This is a genomic window from Stenotrophomonas sp. 2619, from assembly GCF_040548725.1.
GTDB lineage: Bacteria > Pseudomonadota > Gammaproteobacteria > Xanthomonadales > Xanthomonadaceae > Stenotrophomonas > Stenotrophomonas maltophilia_AP.
On sequence record NZ_JBEPSF010000010.1, the window covers coordinates 62,378 to 78,719 of the forward strand.

Consider the following 16,342-nt stretch of genomic DNA (forward strand, 5'->3'; position numbering starts at 1 on the left):
GGTTACGCCGTCTCCAGCGCCTCGGCCACCGAACGGAACACCTGCTGCATCTCCAGCGGCTTGCGCAGCACGTGCACGTTGATGATCGGCGGGAACACCGCCAGCGGCACGGTGACATCGGCCTCTTCCAGCACCAGGGCCGGACCGCGGTAGCCCAGCGTGGCCATCTCGCCCAGCAGGTGGCTGGCCGACAGCAGCTTGGAACCGGCGTCGGCAATCACCAGCGCCGGCATCGCCTCCTGCTGCATCCAGCGCAGCGCCGCGGCGCCGTCCGATGCCAGCTGCAGGTGGTAGCCCTGGCTGGAGAGCGCATTGCCCAGCAGCGACAGCCGCGTGGCTTCGCCATCCACCACCAGGATGGTCTGGCCTGCACCCGCGGCGATAGGCGCGTCGATCGCCTCGCCTTCGGCCGGCACTTCGCGCATCGGCAGCAGCAGGTCGAAGCGCGTGCCCACGCCGGGCGTGCTGTCCACGTGGATGGTGCCGTTGGCGCCTTCCACGATCCGCTTGCACGAAATCAGGCCCAGGCCGGTGCCGTTGGCCTTGGTGGTGAAGAACGGATTGAACAGGTGCGACAAGGTCTCGGCATCCATGCCGGTGCCTTCGTCGCTCACCGAAATGCGCAACCACTCTTCCCCCTGCCCGCCCGCGTCGGCAGACGCGCGCAGGGTCAGGCGGCCGCCGCTCGGCATCGCCTGGATGGCATTCAACGACAGGTTCAGCAGCACCTGCTGCAGCTCGGTGTAATTGGCGTCCACACCCAGGCCTTCGTCGGCCACGTCCAGGTGCAGGCTGACCTTGTCGGGCAGGTTGCTGCGCAACAGCAGCTCCACGGCCTCGAACAGGTGCGCGATGCAGATGTGCTCGCTCGGCTTGCGCGACCCGCGCACGAACGACAGCATCGATTCGGCCATCTCGTGCCCGCGCCGGCCGCACTCGGCGATGATGTCGGCCAAATGATGCAGCTGCGGGTCGTCGCTGCGCGCCTTGAGCAGGTCCGGCATGATCAGCAGCGGCTGCAGGATGTTGCGCAGGTCGTGGCTGAGCCCGGCCGCCAGCAGCGACAGGCTTTCCAGTCGCTGCGCGCGCATCAGTTCGGCTTCCACCCGCTGGCGGTCCATCGTGCTGCGTGACTCGCGCACCGCGCGTGCCACCGCCGAAGGCAACCGCGCCGGCTGGTGCTTGATGATGTAATCGTTGGCGCCCTGGTGCAGCGCGGCCACCGCGTTTTCCTCGCCCATCGTGCCGGACACGAAGATGAACGGCACATCGGGATGCCACGCACGCACGATCCGCAGGGCCTCGTTGCCGGAAAAGCCCGGCATGCTCAGGTCCGACAGCACGATGTCCGGCGAGAAACGGGTCAGGGCATCGCGCAGTTCGCGCGCGCTCTCCACCCGCTCGAAGCTGGCTTCAAGCCCCGCATCGAGCATCTGCTCGCACATCAGTTCGGCGTCCTCGGGGGAATCTTCCACCAGCAGGACGCGCAACATACCCAGGGAGGGGCCAGTCAGCGGCATGGATTATTCGACTTCCGGCGCCTGGTTGATGACGGCCCAGAACTTGCCCAGGGTCTGCACGGCACCGAAGAACTGGTCCACGTCCACCGGCTTGACCACGTACGCGTTCACGCCCATGTCCCAGCTGCGGGCCAGGTCGCTTTCTTCGCGCGAGGACGACAGGATCACCACCGGCAGGCGCTTGAGCTCGTCGGTGTTGCGGATTTCCTTGAGGACTTCCAGGCCGTCCATGCGCGGCATCTTGATGTCCAGCAGCAGCACCGCCGGCAGGCCTTCTTCGCGGTTGGCGTAGGCGCCGCGGCGCAACAGGTAGTCCATCGCTTCCACGCCGTCTTCGACGTGCACGATGGGATTGGCCAGACGGGCCTCTTTCAGGGCATCGACGGCCATCTCGGCGTCGGCAGGGCTGTCCTCGGCGAGGAGGATGGTGCGGAGAGCGGTCATGCGGCAGAGCCTTTATTGATTGCGTCGAGCGCAGGAGGAAGCAGGAAGTGGAAGGAGGCGCCCTGGTCGACGGCCGATTCGGCCCAGATGCGGCCGCCGTGGCGGGTCAACACGCGGCGCACACTGGCCAGGCCAATACCGGTGCCCGGATATTCGCTGGCCTTGTGCAGGCGCTGGAACACGCCGAACAGTTTGGCCGCGTAGGCCATGTCGAAACCGGCGCCGTTGTCGCGCACCGTGAACAGGTGGCCACCGTCGGGTTGTTGCTGGTACTCGACCTCGATCCGGGCCGGATCGCGGTTGGATGAGTATTTGATGGCGTTGCCAAGCAGGTTCAACCACACCTGGCGCATCATGTTTTCGTCGGAGACCAGGATCGGCAGCGGCGCGATCTTCCACTCGACCTGGCGTGGCACGCCGGTTTCCTCGGCCTCGCTCTGCAGGTTGGCGTCCAGCATCGCGCGGGTGTCGGCCACCAGCGACTGCATGTCCACCGCCTGCATGCGCATCGCCGCGCGACCCAGCCGCGAGTAGACCAGCAGGTCGTCGATCAGCGCGGCCATGCGCCGCGCCGAATTGGAAATGACGCCCAGGTAGTGCAGCGACTTCTCGTCGGCCTCTTCACCCAGGTGCCGCGCAAGCTTGTCGGAGAATCCGCCGATGTGGCGCAGCGGCGCGCGCAGATCGTGCGAGACCGAGTAGCTGAAGGCCTCCAGCTCGCGGTTCACTTCCGACACCTGCTCGACCTTGCCTTCCAGCTGCCGGTTCAGTTCTTCCACGCGCTGCTGCACGGCGCGCTGTACGGTCACGTCGCTGACCGTCATCAGCACCACCTCGTCGTCCTTGTCGGGCAAGGGCATGCGGCGGGCATTGATCAGCATGGTGCGCACCTGGTCGTCGGCGGTGCGCTGTTCGTGTTCGTAGTCCCACAGTTCGCGGCCACGCAGCAGCACGTCGGTCAACCGCTGGCGCACCACCGCATCGCTCCAGGCGCCGGCACCGATGCTGTCCAGCGGCCGGACCTCGCTGCTTTCTTCATCCAGGCCGTAAAGCTCGGCGAACGCAGGATTGTGCAGCTGCACTTTCAGGTCCCGGTCCAGCAGCACGATCGGTTCGCGCACGGTGTGGAGCACCGAGGCGGCACGCGCGGCCGACCGCAGCGAGGCGCGTTCGGCGGCAGCGCGATGCCCTGCCTGGCGATACAGCAGCCACAGCACCAGGGCCAGCAGCGACAGCTGGATGGCCAGGGCCGTCCATGAAATGAATTCGCCCTGGCGCTGCTGCTTCTGGAACGTCGCGGTGCGCTGTGCCAGCAGCCTTTCTTCGCTGGCCTGCAGTTCTTCGATCAGGCTGCGGATCGGGTAGCGCGTGGTCAGGTCCTGGACCAGCTCGCGCTGGTCGGAGTTGGGCGAGGTTTTGGCCAGTTGCTTGGCCACCTCCATGCGCCGCTCGACCATCGACTGGATGCGCCCGATGCGCACCAGCTGTTCGGGATTGTCGCGGGTCAGGTCGGCCAGCTTCTGCAGCCGCAACGGGATGTCCTTGGCCTGGCCCAGGCGCTCACGCAGTCCCGGCGCGTCGATGCCCTTGGACATCGTCAGCGCGGCCGATTCCACGTCGCGCACGTCGGCCTGCAGCTGGTACACCGCCACGCCTACTTCCTGGGTATGGGTGACCCAGCGCATGGCCTCGACGTTGTCGTCGGACAGTTTGCGCAGGGTGACCCACGGCACCACGATGATCGCCGCCGCGGCCAATGCCAACGCCGGCAAACGCCACCGATCCCAGATTTCATCACTGAAAGCCAGCGCCATAGTCCCTCTTCAACCGTGCGATGCCGTTGCCGGCGGTGCCCTGTCGCGGCAGCCTCGGCTTCCCTGGCACGCCGTCGCGGGCGAAGCCGTCAATATACCGCAGCGCATTGTGAATAGGATGCGCCCTATTTTATGAACAATTAAGCAAGCGCGACGGTGGGGTCGGGCCCACAAAAAAGGGCGCGCCCGAAGGCGCGCCCTGTTGGGTACTACAGCGGCTGGACTCAGCGCTTGGCAGCGGCGGCAGCCACCTTCAGACCGCTGGCATCGACGCTCTTGACGCCCTTGATGCCCTTGGTCACGCGCAGTGCCTTGTCATGCTCGGCCTGGCTGGCCACGGTGCCGGTCAGGGTGACCACGCCGTTGACGGTCTCAACCTTGACTTCGGTACCCGGCACATTCTTGCTGGTGAGCAGGTCGGTCTTGACCTTGGTGGTGATCCAGCTGTCGGTCACCGGCTCGGCCGAATCGTGGGTATCGGCATGGGTCATGGCCGCATGATCGGTGGTCTTCGGCGGGTCCTTGGCCATGGCCGACGACGTGCCCAGCACCATGCCGAGGGCCAGCGAAGCAGCAAGCAGATTACGGGTCGTGTTGGTCATGTGCGGTGTCTCCTTGGGTGTGTGGCCAGTCTCCGTGTCGGACCGTGTGCGGGACGTCGGCAAGATATAACGCTGCCGTGAACCGCTCAGGTTGATGCACAACCGTTCATGTTCCGCGCTGCAACAACCCACGCTACGCTGTGCAGCCCGCACGGTTGGAGCCCCACCATGACCACGCCCCTGCAGGTTGGATTGATCGGCTATGGCCTGGCCGGCAGCGTATTCCACGCGCCGCTGATCCAGCACACCCCGGGGCTGGCGTTGCACAGCATCGCCAGTTCGCAGCGCGACCGCCTGCTGCGCAGCTTCACCGACGTACGCATCTGCGACCAGCCGGCCGAGCTGTTCAATGATCCCGCCCTGGACGCGGTGGTCATCGCCACGCCGAACGCCGAACACGCGCCACTGGCGATCGCCGCGCTGCAGGCCGGCAAGCATGTGCTGGTGGACAAGCCGTTCGCGCTGGACCTGGCCGAGGCCGAGGCCGTGGTGCGCGCCGCGCAGACGGCCGAGCGGGTGGTCACGGTGTTCCAGAACCGCCGCTTCGACGCCGATTTCCTCACCCTGCAGCAGTTGCTGGCCGATGGCGTGCTCGGCGAGGTGGCCGAGTGCCATTCGCACTTCAACCGCTACCGCCCGCAGGTGCGTGACCGCTGGCGCGAGAGCGATGCACCCGGGGCCGGGTTGTGGATGGATCTGGGCCCGCACCTGCTCGACCAGATGCTGCAGCTGTTCGGCTGGCCGCAGGCGATCAGTGCCGATCTGATGGCGCAGCGCGACGGCGCGCGCAGCGACGATTACTTCCATGCGGTGCTGCACTACCCGCGGCATCGGGCCATCGTGCATGCCGGCTCGCTGGTGGCCGCTGCCCGTCCGCGCTTTGCCGTGCACGGCCGTCTGGGCAGTTACCTCAAGCACGGTCGCGATGTGCAGGAAGACCAGTTGCGCGAGGGGATCGCCCCGGGCGCACCGGGCTGGGGGCTGGACCCGGTGCATGGCCAGCAGGTCAGCGTGGATGCCGCGGGCCACGAGCACACGGCCAGCGCGGATAACGCCCTGGGCGACTACCGGCGCCTGTATGCGGCGTTCCGCGATGCGATGCTGGGGACCGGCGCGCCCACGGTGAGCGCGGAGGAAGCGTTGCAGCTGATGCGGTTGCTGGCGGCCGGCACGGAGAGCGCGCGCAGCGGGCGGCGGGTGGAGCTGGGGTAGCGCATCCACCGCCCCGCGCGCGTCGGCGCGGGGGGTGGGGTTGGACGGGAGCCGGCCAGCGGCCGGGACTACCTGCGTGGTGGGGTTGGACGGGAGCCGGCCAGCGGCCGGCACTACCTGCGTGGCGCGGTTGGACGGGAGCCGGCCAGCGGCCGGCACTACCTGCGTGGTGCGGTTGGCCGGGAGCCGGCCAGCGGTCGGCACTACCTGCGTGGCGCGGTTGGACGGGAGCCGGCCAGCGGCCGGCACTACCTGCGTGGCGCGGTTGGCCGGGAGCCGGCCAGCGGCCGGCACTACCGGGTGATGGGGCCGGGATTACCGGGTTTTGATGGCGTGGCCGCCGAACTCGTTGCGCATCGCCGCGAGCAGGCGGTCGCTGAAGGAGTTCTTCTCGCGCGAGCGCAGGCGCTCCAGCAGGGACAAGGTGATCACCGGGGCGGGCACGTCCAGGTCGATGGCTTCGGCCACGGTCCAGCGGCCTTCGCCGGAATCCTCTACGTACGGCGCGATGCCGTCCAGCTGCGGGTTGCGCTCCAGTGCATCGGCGCTCAGGTCCAGCAGCCACGACCGCACCACGCTGCCGTGCTGCCAGGCCCTGGCTACCTGGGCCAGGTCCAGGTTGAAGTCGGTCTTGTGCTGCATCAGCGCGAAGCCTTCCGCATAGGCCTGCATCATTCCGTACTCGATGCCGTTGTGGACCATCTTGCAGAAGTGGCCGGCGCCACTGGGGCCCACGTGCGCCCAGCCGCGGTCCTGCGCCGGGGCCAGGGTGCGGAAGATCGCGCCCACCTGCTCCACGGCCGTCGCCTCGCCCCCGATCATCAGGCTGTAGCCTTCCTGCAGGCCCCACACCCCGCCGCTGGTGCCGCAGTCGATGTAGGTGACCTCTTCGCCCTTGAGCTGTTCGGCACGGCGCATCGAGTCTTTGTAGTACGAGTTGCCGCCATCGATCACCACATCGCCTTCGGACAGGTGCGGGGCCAGCGCGGCCAGGGTCTGGTCGACCACCTCGCCGGCGGGCACCATCAGCCACACCACGCGCGGCACCGGCAGCTGCGCCAGCGTATCGGCGATCGAGGCACTGACCTCGAAACCGCGCTTGGCCGCACTGTCGCGCGCGCCCTCACCGGGATCGACGCCAATCACCCGATGTCCGCCGCGGTGCAGGCGCTCGGCCATGTTGGCGCCCATCTTTCCCAGGCCGATCATTGCAATGTCCATGTATCTCCTTCCAGCGTGTCAGTTGTGGTGCGGGGGTGCTGCCGAGGGGGAATCGCACTGGCGAAGGCGTGCGTCGATCCAGCGTCGGTACAGCGTGGTATGCAGGTTGTGCAGGCCCAGTTCGAAGGCAAACGGCGTGCGCGGGTTGCGGTCGAGCAGGCGCGCAATGTGATAACGCACAGGACGTATACCGCGAGGATGCACGTAAATCACGAACCCCTGGTAGAACGGATCGTCCAGCAGGGCGTCCAGTTCGGCCAGCAGCGGTTTCTGCTCTGCGGGCAGGCCATTGCGCCACACCGGGTCACGTTCGACCAGCAGCCGTTCGAAGCGGCGCGGTCCCGGCCCGGGCATGCGCTGGGCCAGCGCCCAGATCTGGCGGTTGATCGTGTCGTAGTGGGCAAACCCGCCGTGCACGCGCAGCGCCTCGGCAGCTGCGCTGCTGACGTCGACCACCACGAAGTTCTCTGCCTGGTTGTTGATGTCGTCCAGGTAGCGCTTGTCGAACACATGCTCGATGAAGCCCGGCGCGCCGACGAAGGCCTGGCGGCCGAGCTGCGCGGTCTTCTCCGCCTTGCCATCGGCGAGGAACGCGCCCGCGTGGCGGCCGAGCAGGATGCTGTCGGTGTCGTGCAGGGTCAGGAAGGTGCCGATCGACAGTTCGCCGGGGCTGAACTCGGCATCGAAGGCCGCATCGCCGTAGAGCTCGCGCTGGGTGGCCAACTGCGCCACCTGCCGCCCTACCCCGCATTCGGAGCGCACCCGGCCGTCGTAGAAGTGCTGCAGCGCGGCGCTGTTGGCGCCGGCCGGCTGGTAGCCACGCCCGAAACTGCGGAAACGCTGCCAGCCCTGCGCCTGCGCACCGCGTGCACCGAAGCCGATCCAGCCCAGCTGCAGGGCCGAGAAGCGGTAGCCGGGGTTGTCCTGCAGCTGCGTGGCGGCCCGGCGCGTGGCCTGGCCCAATTTGAACGTATACGCACACAGCGTGGCCGGGTCGTCGAACAGCCCCGTCATCCACTCAGCGCGCTGGTCGGCTGTCCACGCCTGTGGCACCTGCACCCGCAGGTCGCCCGCCTGCTGGGCCTGCGGCAACGTAGCCCGCGTACAGACCGGGCCGCCGTGGATGACCGGCGTGGCCACCGGCGCGTCGACGAAGCGCCAGCCCAGCTCTTCCAGCAGCGCCTGCGTGCAGATCGGCCCCGGCGCGGCGGCCGCGCTGCCAATGGCCGCGAACAGCGTCGCCGCCACCACCCGCATCCAGCGGCGCGGCCTGCGCGTTACGGTTGGGGATGGCACCCTGCCCGCCTGATCAGTGCGTGGGCACCGGGGTATCGGCCGCCGGCGCGGGGCCCGGCTCGGGCACCGGCGTCGGTGCGGCGGCCGGCGGCGCGGGCGGGGTCGGCTCGACCGGTGCAGGCGGGGGCGTTGCCGGTACCACCGGCAGATACTGCTGCAGGCGGTCGAAGAAACGGCGGTAGAACTGCGCGTCCTGCACGGTACTGCTGGCCACCTTCACCAGCGAGTCGTCGTTGCTGCCGAACGGCAGCGACACCGAGCCCAGCGCGCCCACGCCGACACTGGCCGAGGTCGGGCTCTTCTTCAACGCATAACGGTCCTGCACGGCACTGACGAACACCAGTGCCTGGTCGCCGCGCGGCGCGCAGGAAATGCGCAGCACCAGCTGCTCGTGCTCTTCATCGCGGGGCTGGAAGTTCTTGTTGCCCTCCACCGCCGCCGTGTCGGCCCGCGCGATCGCATAGCCCTGGCTGAGCAGGGTGCGGCGCGCCGCTTCACAGGCCTGCGCCGGGGCACCGGGCACGGTGCGCGAATAGGTGTCGCCGGAATCGAAGGATTCGCGGATCAGGGTGCTGTCGGCGGCGCGGCCGCCGCAGGCGGTGAGCGACACGGCCAGCAGGCCCGCCGGGATTACGTGGGACAGGCGCATACGCGCTCCTGCAGGACAGACTGCCCCAGCATAGCCACCCCGGCGTATGTGCCGGGTCTAAACGGCGAAGGGCCGGCACAGTGGCCGGCCCTTCGTTGCTTTCGGTTCATGCCCCGAGGCGGGGGCGGTGACCGCCCTCAGTCCGCCCAGCGGCCCACGCCGGTGGACTGCGGCAGCACCTGGGCCGACAGCGGGCGGTCGGTCTCCAGCAGGTTCACCGCGTCGGCCAGAATCGCCGCCGACTCGCGCAGCAGCGGGTCCGGGCGCTTTTCGGCGGCCTTTTCCCGGGCGGCATCCTTGACGATGTCACGCTCGTTGCCGGTCAGGCCATCGTCGTTGCTGTCATCGGCCAGCGGGTCCAGATCCAGGCCCAGCTGCTTGCGGATCACCTGGCGATCCACCCGCTGCTTGTCCTGCTTCTCACGCTCGGCGCGGCGCTCGGCCTCGTTGAGCGAGATGTACTTCTTGGCCTTCTCGGCGCGGAACTGTTCGACGTCCTCGTTCCACCACTGGAACTCCTTGTCGGCCGCGATGCGCGAGGCATGGCGGGTTTCCAGCTTGGGCAGCAGCGGGCCGAAGTTGCCGTACTGGGTGTGCGGCACCGAGGCGATGCGGGTCCACGGCAGCGCGTTGTCGTAGGTGCTTTCGCCGTACTCGCTGGCGTCCACGCTGGCCGGGAAGGCCAGGTCGGGCACCACGCCCTTGTGCTGGGTGCTGCTGCCGCTGACGCGGAAGAACTGCGCGATGGTCAGCTTGACCTGCCCGTAGCGCTGCGCTTCCCCGGTGGGCCAGCGATCCAGGTCCACGATGTTCTGCACGGTGCCCTTGCCGAAGGTGGTCTCACCGATCACCAGGCCACGGCCGTAGTCCTGGATGGCGCCGGCGAAGATCTCCGACGCCGAGGCCGAACCGCGGTTGATCAGCACCGCCAGCGGGCCATCCCACGCCACCGCTTCGCTGCGGTCGCTGTTGACGGTCACTCGACCGCCGGACTCGCGCACCTGCACCACCGGGCCCTGCTCGATGAACAGGCCGGTCAGTTCGATCGCCTCGTCCAGCGAACCACCGCCGTTGTTGCGCAGGTCCAGCACCACGCCGTCGAGCTTGTCGGTCTTGAAGCCGGCCAACAGCTTGGCCACGTCACGCGTAGCGGACGCATAGTCGGTGGCATTGCGGCGACGACCTTCGAAATCCTGGTAGAAGGTGGGCAGCTTGATCACGCCCACCTTGCGCGCCGGTTCCCCGTCCTTGGCCGGAATGGTCAGCGTTTCGCCCTTGGCGGCCTGCTCGGCCAGGCGCACCTTCTGGCGGGTCAGCACCAGCATGTGGTGCTTGCCGTCCACGCCTTCCTCGGCCGGGATGAATTCCAGCCGCACCTGGGTGTCGGCCTTGCCGCGGATCTTGGCCACCACGTCATCGATGCGCCAGCCGATCACGTCTTCGATCGGCCCGGACTTGCCCTGGCCGACGCCGACAATGCGGTCGCCCGCCTTGAGCGTGCCATTGACCGCCACCGGGCCGCCGGCGATGACCTCGCGGATCACCACCATGTCGTCCTGGCGCTGCAGCTGTGCGCCGATGCCTTCCAGCGACAGCGACATGGCCTGGTTGAAGTTCTCGGCGGTGCGCGGGGTGAAGTAGTCGGTGTGCGGATCCACCGCGCTGGTGTAGGAATTGAGGAAGAACTGGAACACGTCCTCGCCCTTCAATTCATTGACCGACTTTTCCAGCGTCGCGTAGCGCTTGTCCAGCGTCTTGCGGATCTCGGCCGGCTGCTTGCCGGCCAGCTTCAGGCGCAGCCAGTCGTTCTTGACCGACTTGCGCCACAGGTCGTCCAGTTCGGCATTGCTGGCCGCCCACGGCACGTCCTTGCGGTCGTACTCGAATTTCTCGTCGCTGCTGAAATCAAAGTCCTGCTTGAGCAGCTTGCGGGCATACCCCACCCGCTCGCCCACGCGCTGCTTGTACACCGCAAACACCTGGAACGCCGGCTCCAGCTCGCCGCCGCGGATGGCGGTGGCGATGTTCGCCTCGAACGGCGCGAACCGGGTGATGTCAGCCTGGGTGAAGAACTGCTTGCTGCCGTCCAACGCTTCCAGGTACCGCTTGAACACATCCTTGGAGGTGGCCGCGTCCAGCGCGCGCGGACGGTAGGCATAGCGGCTGTCCGAGAGCAGCCCGTACACCAGCTTGGAGGTTGTCACCTGGTCGGCCGTGGCCGCCGACGGCAGTGCCGGCGAATCGGCATAGGCGGCCAGTGCCAGCGGCGCGGTGAGCGCCAGGGCCATCAGGAATGCGGGGGCTTTGAATTTCATCAACTTGCTCATGGCACCTTGCCAAGGGGGAGACTGCGTGCGGATCAGACCACACGACAGTGCCGAAAGTTGCCGGGTTTGTCATCCATCGCCGCGCAACACGTATTTCCAGCCTAAACCGGGGTCTGTAGCAAATTGTGAATGTGGGGCAGCGCCGGGGAGCCACCGACCGTTGGTCGGTGGAAATGGGCGGAATGTGGGAGGAAACGTGAGGAGCGCGCCCCGTACCGACCAACGGTCGGTACCTACCGGGAGGCGTTTTTGCCGTTGGCAACCGCCAGCGCAGGACACTGTCGGGGAGGGGGCAGGCCGCCCTCTCCGGGACCGTTGGCGCCATGGGCCGGGGGCACTGCGCCCGGCGGGTTGGGCAGGACGCCCAACCCAGGTCTTGCCGTCGGTGCAGGACTGCACCGACGTGCAAGGCGCCAGACGAGCACCATGGAGGGGATTTGGCGTGTCCTGGAGAGGGCGGCCTGCCCCCTCCGGGCATGTGGAGAACTGAAGCGCTGCTTTGTGCCGTTCGCCGTTTGCCGGGCAGAGCCCGGCACCACGGTGGGATCAGGCTACCCCCGCGCCTTTCGCCTGCACGTCGGCATGGTACGAAGAACGCACCATCGGGCCCGAGGCCACGTGGCTGAAGCCCAGCTCGTAGCCGTAGACCTCCAGCGCCTTGTAGTCGTCCGGCGTCCAGTAACGCAGCACCGGATGGTGGTGCGGCGTCGGCTGCAGGTACTGACCGATCGTGATCATGTCCACGTCGTGCGCGCGCAGGTCGCGCATCGTCGCCCGCACCTGGTCCATGTCCTCGCCCAGGCCCAGCATGATGCCGGACTTGGTCGCGATCGACGGATGCTGCGCCTTGAAGTTCTTCAGCAGCGTCAGCGACCACTGGTAGTCCGCACCCGGCCGCACATTGCGGTACAGGTCCGGCACCGTCTCGATGTTGTGGTTGAACACGTCCGGCGGATTGGTCGCCAGGATGTCCAGCGCGCGCTCCATGCGGCCCTTGCCACGGAAGTCCGGCGTCAGCACCTCGATGCGGGTGTTCGGCGACTTCTCGCGGATGGCCCCAATGCAGTCGGCGAAGTGCTGCGCACCGCCATCGCGCAGATCGTCGCGATCCACACTGGTCACCACCACGTACTTCAGGCCCATGTCGGCCACCGTCTGGGACAGGCTGGCCGGCTCGTTGGCATCCGGCGGCTTCGGCCGCCCGTGGGCCACGTCGCAGAACGAACAGCGGCGCGTGCACACCTCACCCAGAATCATGAAGGTGGCGGTGCCGTGGCTGAAGCACTCGTGGATGTTCGGACAGCTCGCTTCCTCGCAGACCGTCACCAGACGGTTCTCGCGCAGCTTGGCCTTCAGCGTCTGCACCGCGTTGCCCGACGGAATCCGCACCCGGATCCACGACGGCTTGCGCAGCACCGGCGCATCGGCGAACTGCACCGGCGAGCGGCCGATCTTGTCCCCGCCCAGCTGTTTGACGCCCGTCTGCAGCGGCGCAACGGACGGCGTGTCGCCCTGCACGATCTGCAGGGGAATGAGGCGAGCGGTGGTTTCAGTCATGGCCTTGGTCGGCGGCGTTACGCCGCCTCTGTCAGATCGGGCAAATCAGTGGTCGGCTGGAGGTCCAGGCCGAACTGGCGGGCCAGATGGCCCAGCAGCACCGGCGTCACGGCCGCCATGCCGGACGGTCCCCCCAAGTCTACCACCGAGGTCACCTGCAGCCCTTGGTAGCCACAGGGGTTGATGCGGTGGAACGGCTCCAGGTCCATGGCCACGTTGAAGGCCAGCCCGTGGAAGGTGCAGCCGCGGCGGACCCGGATGCCCAGCGCGGCGACCTTCGCGCCGCCCACATAGACCCCGGGCGCCCCGTCCAGCCGTTCAGCGCCGATATTCCATTCGTCGAGCGTATCGATGATCGCCTGCTCTATCCGGCACACATAGTCGCGCACCCCGATCCCCAGCCGGCGCAACTGCAGCAGCGGGTAGACCACGATCTGGCCGGGCCCGTGATAGGTCACCTGGCCGCCGCGGTCCACGTGCAGCACCGGAATGTCGCCCGGCGCCAGCACGTGCTCGTCCTTGCCGGCCTGGCCCAGGGTGAACACGGGGTCGTGCTCGACCACCCACAGCTCGTCGGCCGTGCTGTCGTCGCGGTTGTCGGTGAACCGCTGCATGGCATGCCAGACCGGCGCATACGGCTGCCGGCCGAGCTGGCGCACCCGCGCCGGCTGCGGCGGACGGGCACCCGGGCTGGGAACGCTGTCGCAGGCGGCTACAGCGTCCACTTCACTTCCGGGTGGTCACGCAGCGCGGCGTGGGCGGCGGCGTACTGTTCGCGGCTGTCGGCCTTGAACACCAGTCGCACCGACACATACTTGCCGTTGGACGAGTGTTTCCAGCTGACCCGCTCGGTCAGTACTTCAACGCCGGCCTGCTCAAGCAGGCGCGGCAATTCGCGTTCAAGCTCCTGGCCGGCCGCGCCCATGGCGCTGAGTTCGAACTGGCCGGGGAACTGGAAGCCGTGGTCGGGGTTGTCAGACGTGATCTCCATGACCGCGATTATGGGGACGCCGGCGGCCGAACCCAAGCGCTGCATGATCGTGCCCATAGCTGCACCCAACGCTACGTGAAAATCGCCCTTCACCAGCAAAACGCTCCAGTGCGTGCGCGGGTATGGTCAGTACATCACGCGTTCACTACGCTGCATGCGCTTAAAAACAAAACAAATCCTGAGCGGGAATTCCATGTCGTTGAAGCCCTATGCGTTGTCGGCCGCACTTGCCGGCGCCCTGGCGTTCGTCGCCCCCGCGGTGCAGGCCGCCAACCAGTGCGGCCCCGACGCGATGCGCGAGCACCCCCCGCAGGTCAACTTCCGCGTCGACAACGACCTGTTCGGCGGGGCCGACCAGGACCAGGGCTATACCAACGGCGCCCAGTTGACCCTGGTTTCGCCCAATCTGGTGGACTACACCGACGACCCCTGCCTGCCCCGCCTGGCGCGCTGGGTCAACCGGCACCTGGAAAAGCTGCACCCGGGCGAGTTCGAGCAGCAGAACATGATCTTCAGCCTGGCCCAGGGCATCTTCACCCCCACCGATTTCACCCGGAAGGACCTGATCGAGGACGACCGGCCCTACGCCGGCGTGCTGATCGGCAGCTTCGGCTACAACGCCCGCCGCGGCGACCGCCTGCAGACCACCCAGCTGGCCGTGGGTGTGGTGGGGCCGTGGGCACAGGGCGAGCAGGTGCAGAACGCGGTGCACGAACTGCTGGGCGACGAGAAGTTCCAGGGCTGGGACAACCAGCTGCACAACGAGCCGGTGTTCATGCTGACCCACGAGCGCATGCGCCGCTGGCCCGCCGATGCCACCGACAACGCAACCGGCTGGGGCTGGGACGCGATCAGTCATTACGGCGGCGCCGTGGGCAACCTGGCCACCCACGTCAATGCGGGCGGTGAAGTGCGCTTCGGCTGGAAGCTGCCCGACGACTTCGGCAGCACCCCGCTGCGCCCGGCCGGCGAAAACACCGCCCCCACCCGCGGCGGCAAGCCGGCGGGCTGGTCCTGGCACCTGTTCGCCACCACCGACGCGGCCTGGGTGATCCGCGACATCACCCTGGACGGCAACACCTTCCGCAACAGCCACAGCGTGGACAAGCGCCACGTGGTGGGCCAGGCCGGCTACGGCGTGGCGGTGATGCGCGGCCGCTGGAAGTTCGCCGTGGCCCGCTACCACAGCACCCGCGAGTTCGACGGCCAGCGCCAGTCGCCGGTATTCGGCAGCTTCACCATCAGCCGCTCGCTCTAGGCCAAGCACCGGTAGTGCCGGCCGCTGGCCGGCTCCCCATGCGCCCAGCCGGACGTGCATGGAGCCGGCCAGCGGCCGGCACTACCTTGGTGGGATGGGTTACGGGGAGCCGGCCAGCGGCCGGCACTACCTTGGGGGGATGGGTTACGGGGTGGCGGCCGGCGGCCGGCACCCAAAAAAAGACCGGCTTTCGCCGGTCTTTTTTACTACGGTCGGGCAGGAATCACTCCGATTCCCACCACATCCAGAAGCTGTCCCACAGGCGCTTGAAGAAGCCGGCCTCTTCCACCGCGGCCACGGCCACCAGCGGGGCTTCGGCCACCACCTTGCCATCCAGGGTCACCTTCAGCGAGCCGATCTGCTGGCCTGCGGTGAACGGCGCTTCCAGGGTCTTGGGCACGTCGATGGTCGGCTTGAGGTCGTTGTAGCGGCCACGCGGCACGCTCACCAGCAGCGGCTTGGCCACGCCCAGCTGCACGGTGTCGGTCTTGCCCTTCCACACCTTGTGCTCGGCCACGGCCTTGCCGGGCTCGTACATGCGGTGGGTTTCGAAGAAGCGGAAGCCCCAGTTGAGCAGCGCCAGGCTGTCATCGGCGCGCTGCTTTTCCGAGCTGCCGCCCAGCACCACCGCGATCAGGCGCTGGTCGCCGCGCTGCGCCGAGCTCATCAGGCAGTAGCCGGCTTCGGAGGTGTGGCCGGTCTTGATGCCGTCCACGCTGCCGTCGCGCCACAACAGCAGGTTGCGGTTGGGCTGCTTGATGGTGCCCACGGTGAATTCCTTCACCTTGTTGTAGGCGTAGGTCTCCGGGTAGTCGCGCACCATCGCCCGGCCCAGCAGCGCCAGGTCGAAGGCGGTGCTGTGGTGGCCCGGCGCGGTCAGGCCGTGCGCGTTGACGAAGTGCGAGTTCTTCATGCCGATCTTGGCGGCGTAGCTGTTCATCAGCGAAGCGAAGGCCTCTTCGCTGCCGGCCACGTGCTCGGCCAGGGCAATCGCGGCATCGTTGCCGGACTGGATCGCCATGCCCTTTTCCATGTCTTCCAGGCGCGCGGTCTGGTTGACCGGGAAGCCGCTGTAGCTGCCGTCGGTACCGGCGCCACCTTCGCGCCAGGCGCGCTCGCTCATCATCACCTGGTCGTCGGGACGGACCTTGCCGTTCTTGACCTCGGCGGCGACCACGTAGGAGGTCATCACCTTGGTGATGCTGGCCGGGGCCAGCTGTTCATGTTCGTTCTCGCCGGCCAGCACCTGGCCGGTGGCGTAATCCATCAGCACCCAGGCCTTGGACACGCTGGGCTTGGGCGCCGGCGGGGTGGCAACGGTGATCGGGGCGGCGGCAGGAGCAGGCGTCGGCTGCGGGGCCGGCTGCGGGGTCTGGGCAGAGACCACGCCCACCAACAGGGTCGTGGCCATGGCAGCAGCGGCAAAGCGGAATTTCATCGGACAGCAAGCT

General features: G+C 67.8%; 14 protein-coding genes. 2 read left to right on the top strand and 12 right to left on the bottom strand.

Features of this window, described 5'->3' with window-relative positions:
* Positions 1-2: 2 nt before the first annotated feature.
* The 4 genes from ABIA71_RS11540 to ABIA71_RS11555 all read right to left on the bottom strand — a co-directional run bounded on the left by ABIA71_RS11540 (position 3) and on the right by ABIA71_RS11555 (position 4,380).
* Positions 3-1,520, bottom strand: coding sequence for an ATP-binding response regulator (locus ABIA71_RS11540; RefSeq protein WP_354285316.1), 1,518 nt, complete (start codon positions 1,518-1,520; stop codon positions 3-5).
* Positions 1,521-1,523: 3 nt separating this feature from the next.
* Positions 1,524-1,964: a response regulator gene (locus tag ABIA71_RS11545; protein ID WP_038686220.1), complete on the bottom strand. Its 441-nt coding sequence runs from the start codon at positions 1,962-1,964 to the stop codon at positions 1,524-1,526.
* The gene (locus tag ABIA71_RS11550) at positions 1,961-3,778 is read right to left on the bottom strand and encodes a sensor histidine kinase (protein WP_354285317.1); all 1,818 of its coding nucleotides are present in this window, start codon (positions 3,776-3,778) and stop codon (positions 1,961-1,963) included. The genes ABIA71_RS11545 and ABIA71_RS11550 overlap by 4 nt, the downstream gene beginning before the upstream one ends.
* 224 nt (positions 3,779-4,002) lie before the next feature.
* Positions 4,003-4,380 (bottom strand): BON domain-containing protein, encoded by a 378-nt coding sequence (locus tag ABIA71_RS11555; protein WP_038686217.1) that lies wholly within the window; start codon positions 4,378-4,380, stop codon positions 4,003-4,005.
* Between the two features lie 168 nt (positions 4,381-4,548).
* On the opposite strand from ABIA71_RS11555, the gene ABIA71_RS11560 reads away from it, so the two are divergent.
* Positions 4,549-5,592 carry an oxidoreductase gene (locus ABIA71_RS11560; RefSeq protein WP_354285318.1) on the top strand — a complete coding sequence of 348 codons (1,044 nt, stop codon included), beginning with the start codon at positions 4,549-4,551 and terminating at the stop codon, positions 5,590-5,592.
* A gap of 315 nt (positions 5,593-5,907) precedes the next feature.
* On the opposite strand, the gene gnd is transcribed toward ABIA71_RS11560, so the two are convergent.
* The 7 genes from gnd to ABIA71_RS11595 form a co-directional block, all read right to left on the bottom strand.
* Positions 5,908-6,813: a phosphogluconate dehydrogenase (NAD(+)-dependent, decarboxylating) gene (gene gnd / locus ABIA71_RS11565; protein ID WP_354285319.1), complete on the bottom strand. Its 906-nt coding sequence runs from the start codon at positions 6,811-6,813 to the stop codon at positions 5,908-5,910.
* An 18-nt stretch (positions 6,814-6,831) separates the two neighbouring features.
* A complete protein-coding gene (locus ABIA71_RS11570; RefSeq protein WP_502961238.1) occupies positions 6,832-8,070 on the bottom strand; it encodes a hypothetical protein in 1,239 nt (412 codons plus the stop codon).
* 52 nt (positions 8,071-8,122) lie between these two features.
* Entirely contained in the window at positions 8,123-8,758 is a 636-nt protein-coding gene (locus tag ABIA71_RS11575; protein WP_159497918.1) for a DUF2242 domain-containing protein, read from the bottom strand.
* A 137-nt stretch (positions 8,759-8,895) separates the two neighbouring features.
* The gene (locus tag ABIA71_RS11580) at positions 8,896-11,073 is read right to left on the bottom strand and encodes a carboxy terminal-processing peptidase (RefSeq protein WP_354285321.1); all 2,178 of its coding nucleotides are present in this window, start codon (positions 11,071-11,073) and stop codon (positions 8,896-8,898) included.
* Positions 11,074-11,631: 558 nt separating this feature from the next.
* A complete protein-coding gene (gene lipA, locus ABIA71_RS11585) occupies positions 11,632-12,642 on the bottom strand; it encodes a lipoyl synthase (RefSeq protein WP_354285322.1) in 1,011 nt (336 codons plus the stop codon).
* Positions 12,643-12,659: 17 nt separating this feature from the next.
* Positions 12,660-13,367, bottom strand: coding sequence for a lipoyl(octanoyl) transferase LipB (gene lipB / locus ABIA71_RS11590; RefSeq protein WP_159497920.1), 708 nt, complete (start codon positions 13,365-13,367; stop codon positions 12,660-12,662).
* Positions 13,355-13,633, bottom strand: coding sequence for a DUF493 family protein (locus tag ABIA71_RS11595; RefSeq protein ID WP_354285323.1), 279 nt, complete (start codon positions 13,631-13,633; stop codon positions 13,355-13,357). The genes lipB and ABIA71_RS11595 overlap by 13 nt, the downstream gene beginning before the upstream one ends.
* A 193-nt stretch (positions 13,634-13,826) precedes the next feature.
* On the opposite strand from ABIA71_RS11595, the gene ABIA71_RS11600 reads away from it, so the two are divergent.
* Positions 13,827-14,891, top strand: a complete 1,065-nt coding sequence (locus ABIA71_RS11600; protein ID WP_038686205.1) for a lipid A deacylase LpxR family protein — start codon at positions 13,827-13,829, stop codon at positions 14,889-14,891.
* 223 nt (positions 14,892-15,114) lie between these two features.
* On the opposite strand, the gene ABIA71_RS11605 is transcribed toward ABIA71_RS11600, so the two are convergent.
* Entirely contained in the window at positions 15,115-16,329 is a 1,215-nt protein-coding gene (locus ABIA71_RS11605; protein WP_354285324.1) for a D-alanyl-D-alanine carboxypeptidase family protein, read from the bottom strand.
* Positions 16,330-16,342: the final 13 nt, after the last annotated feature.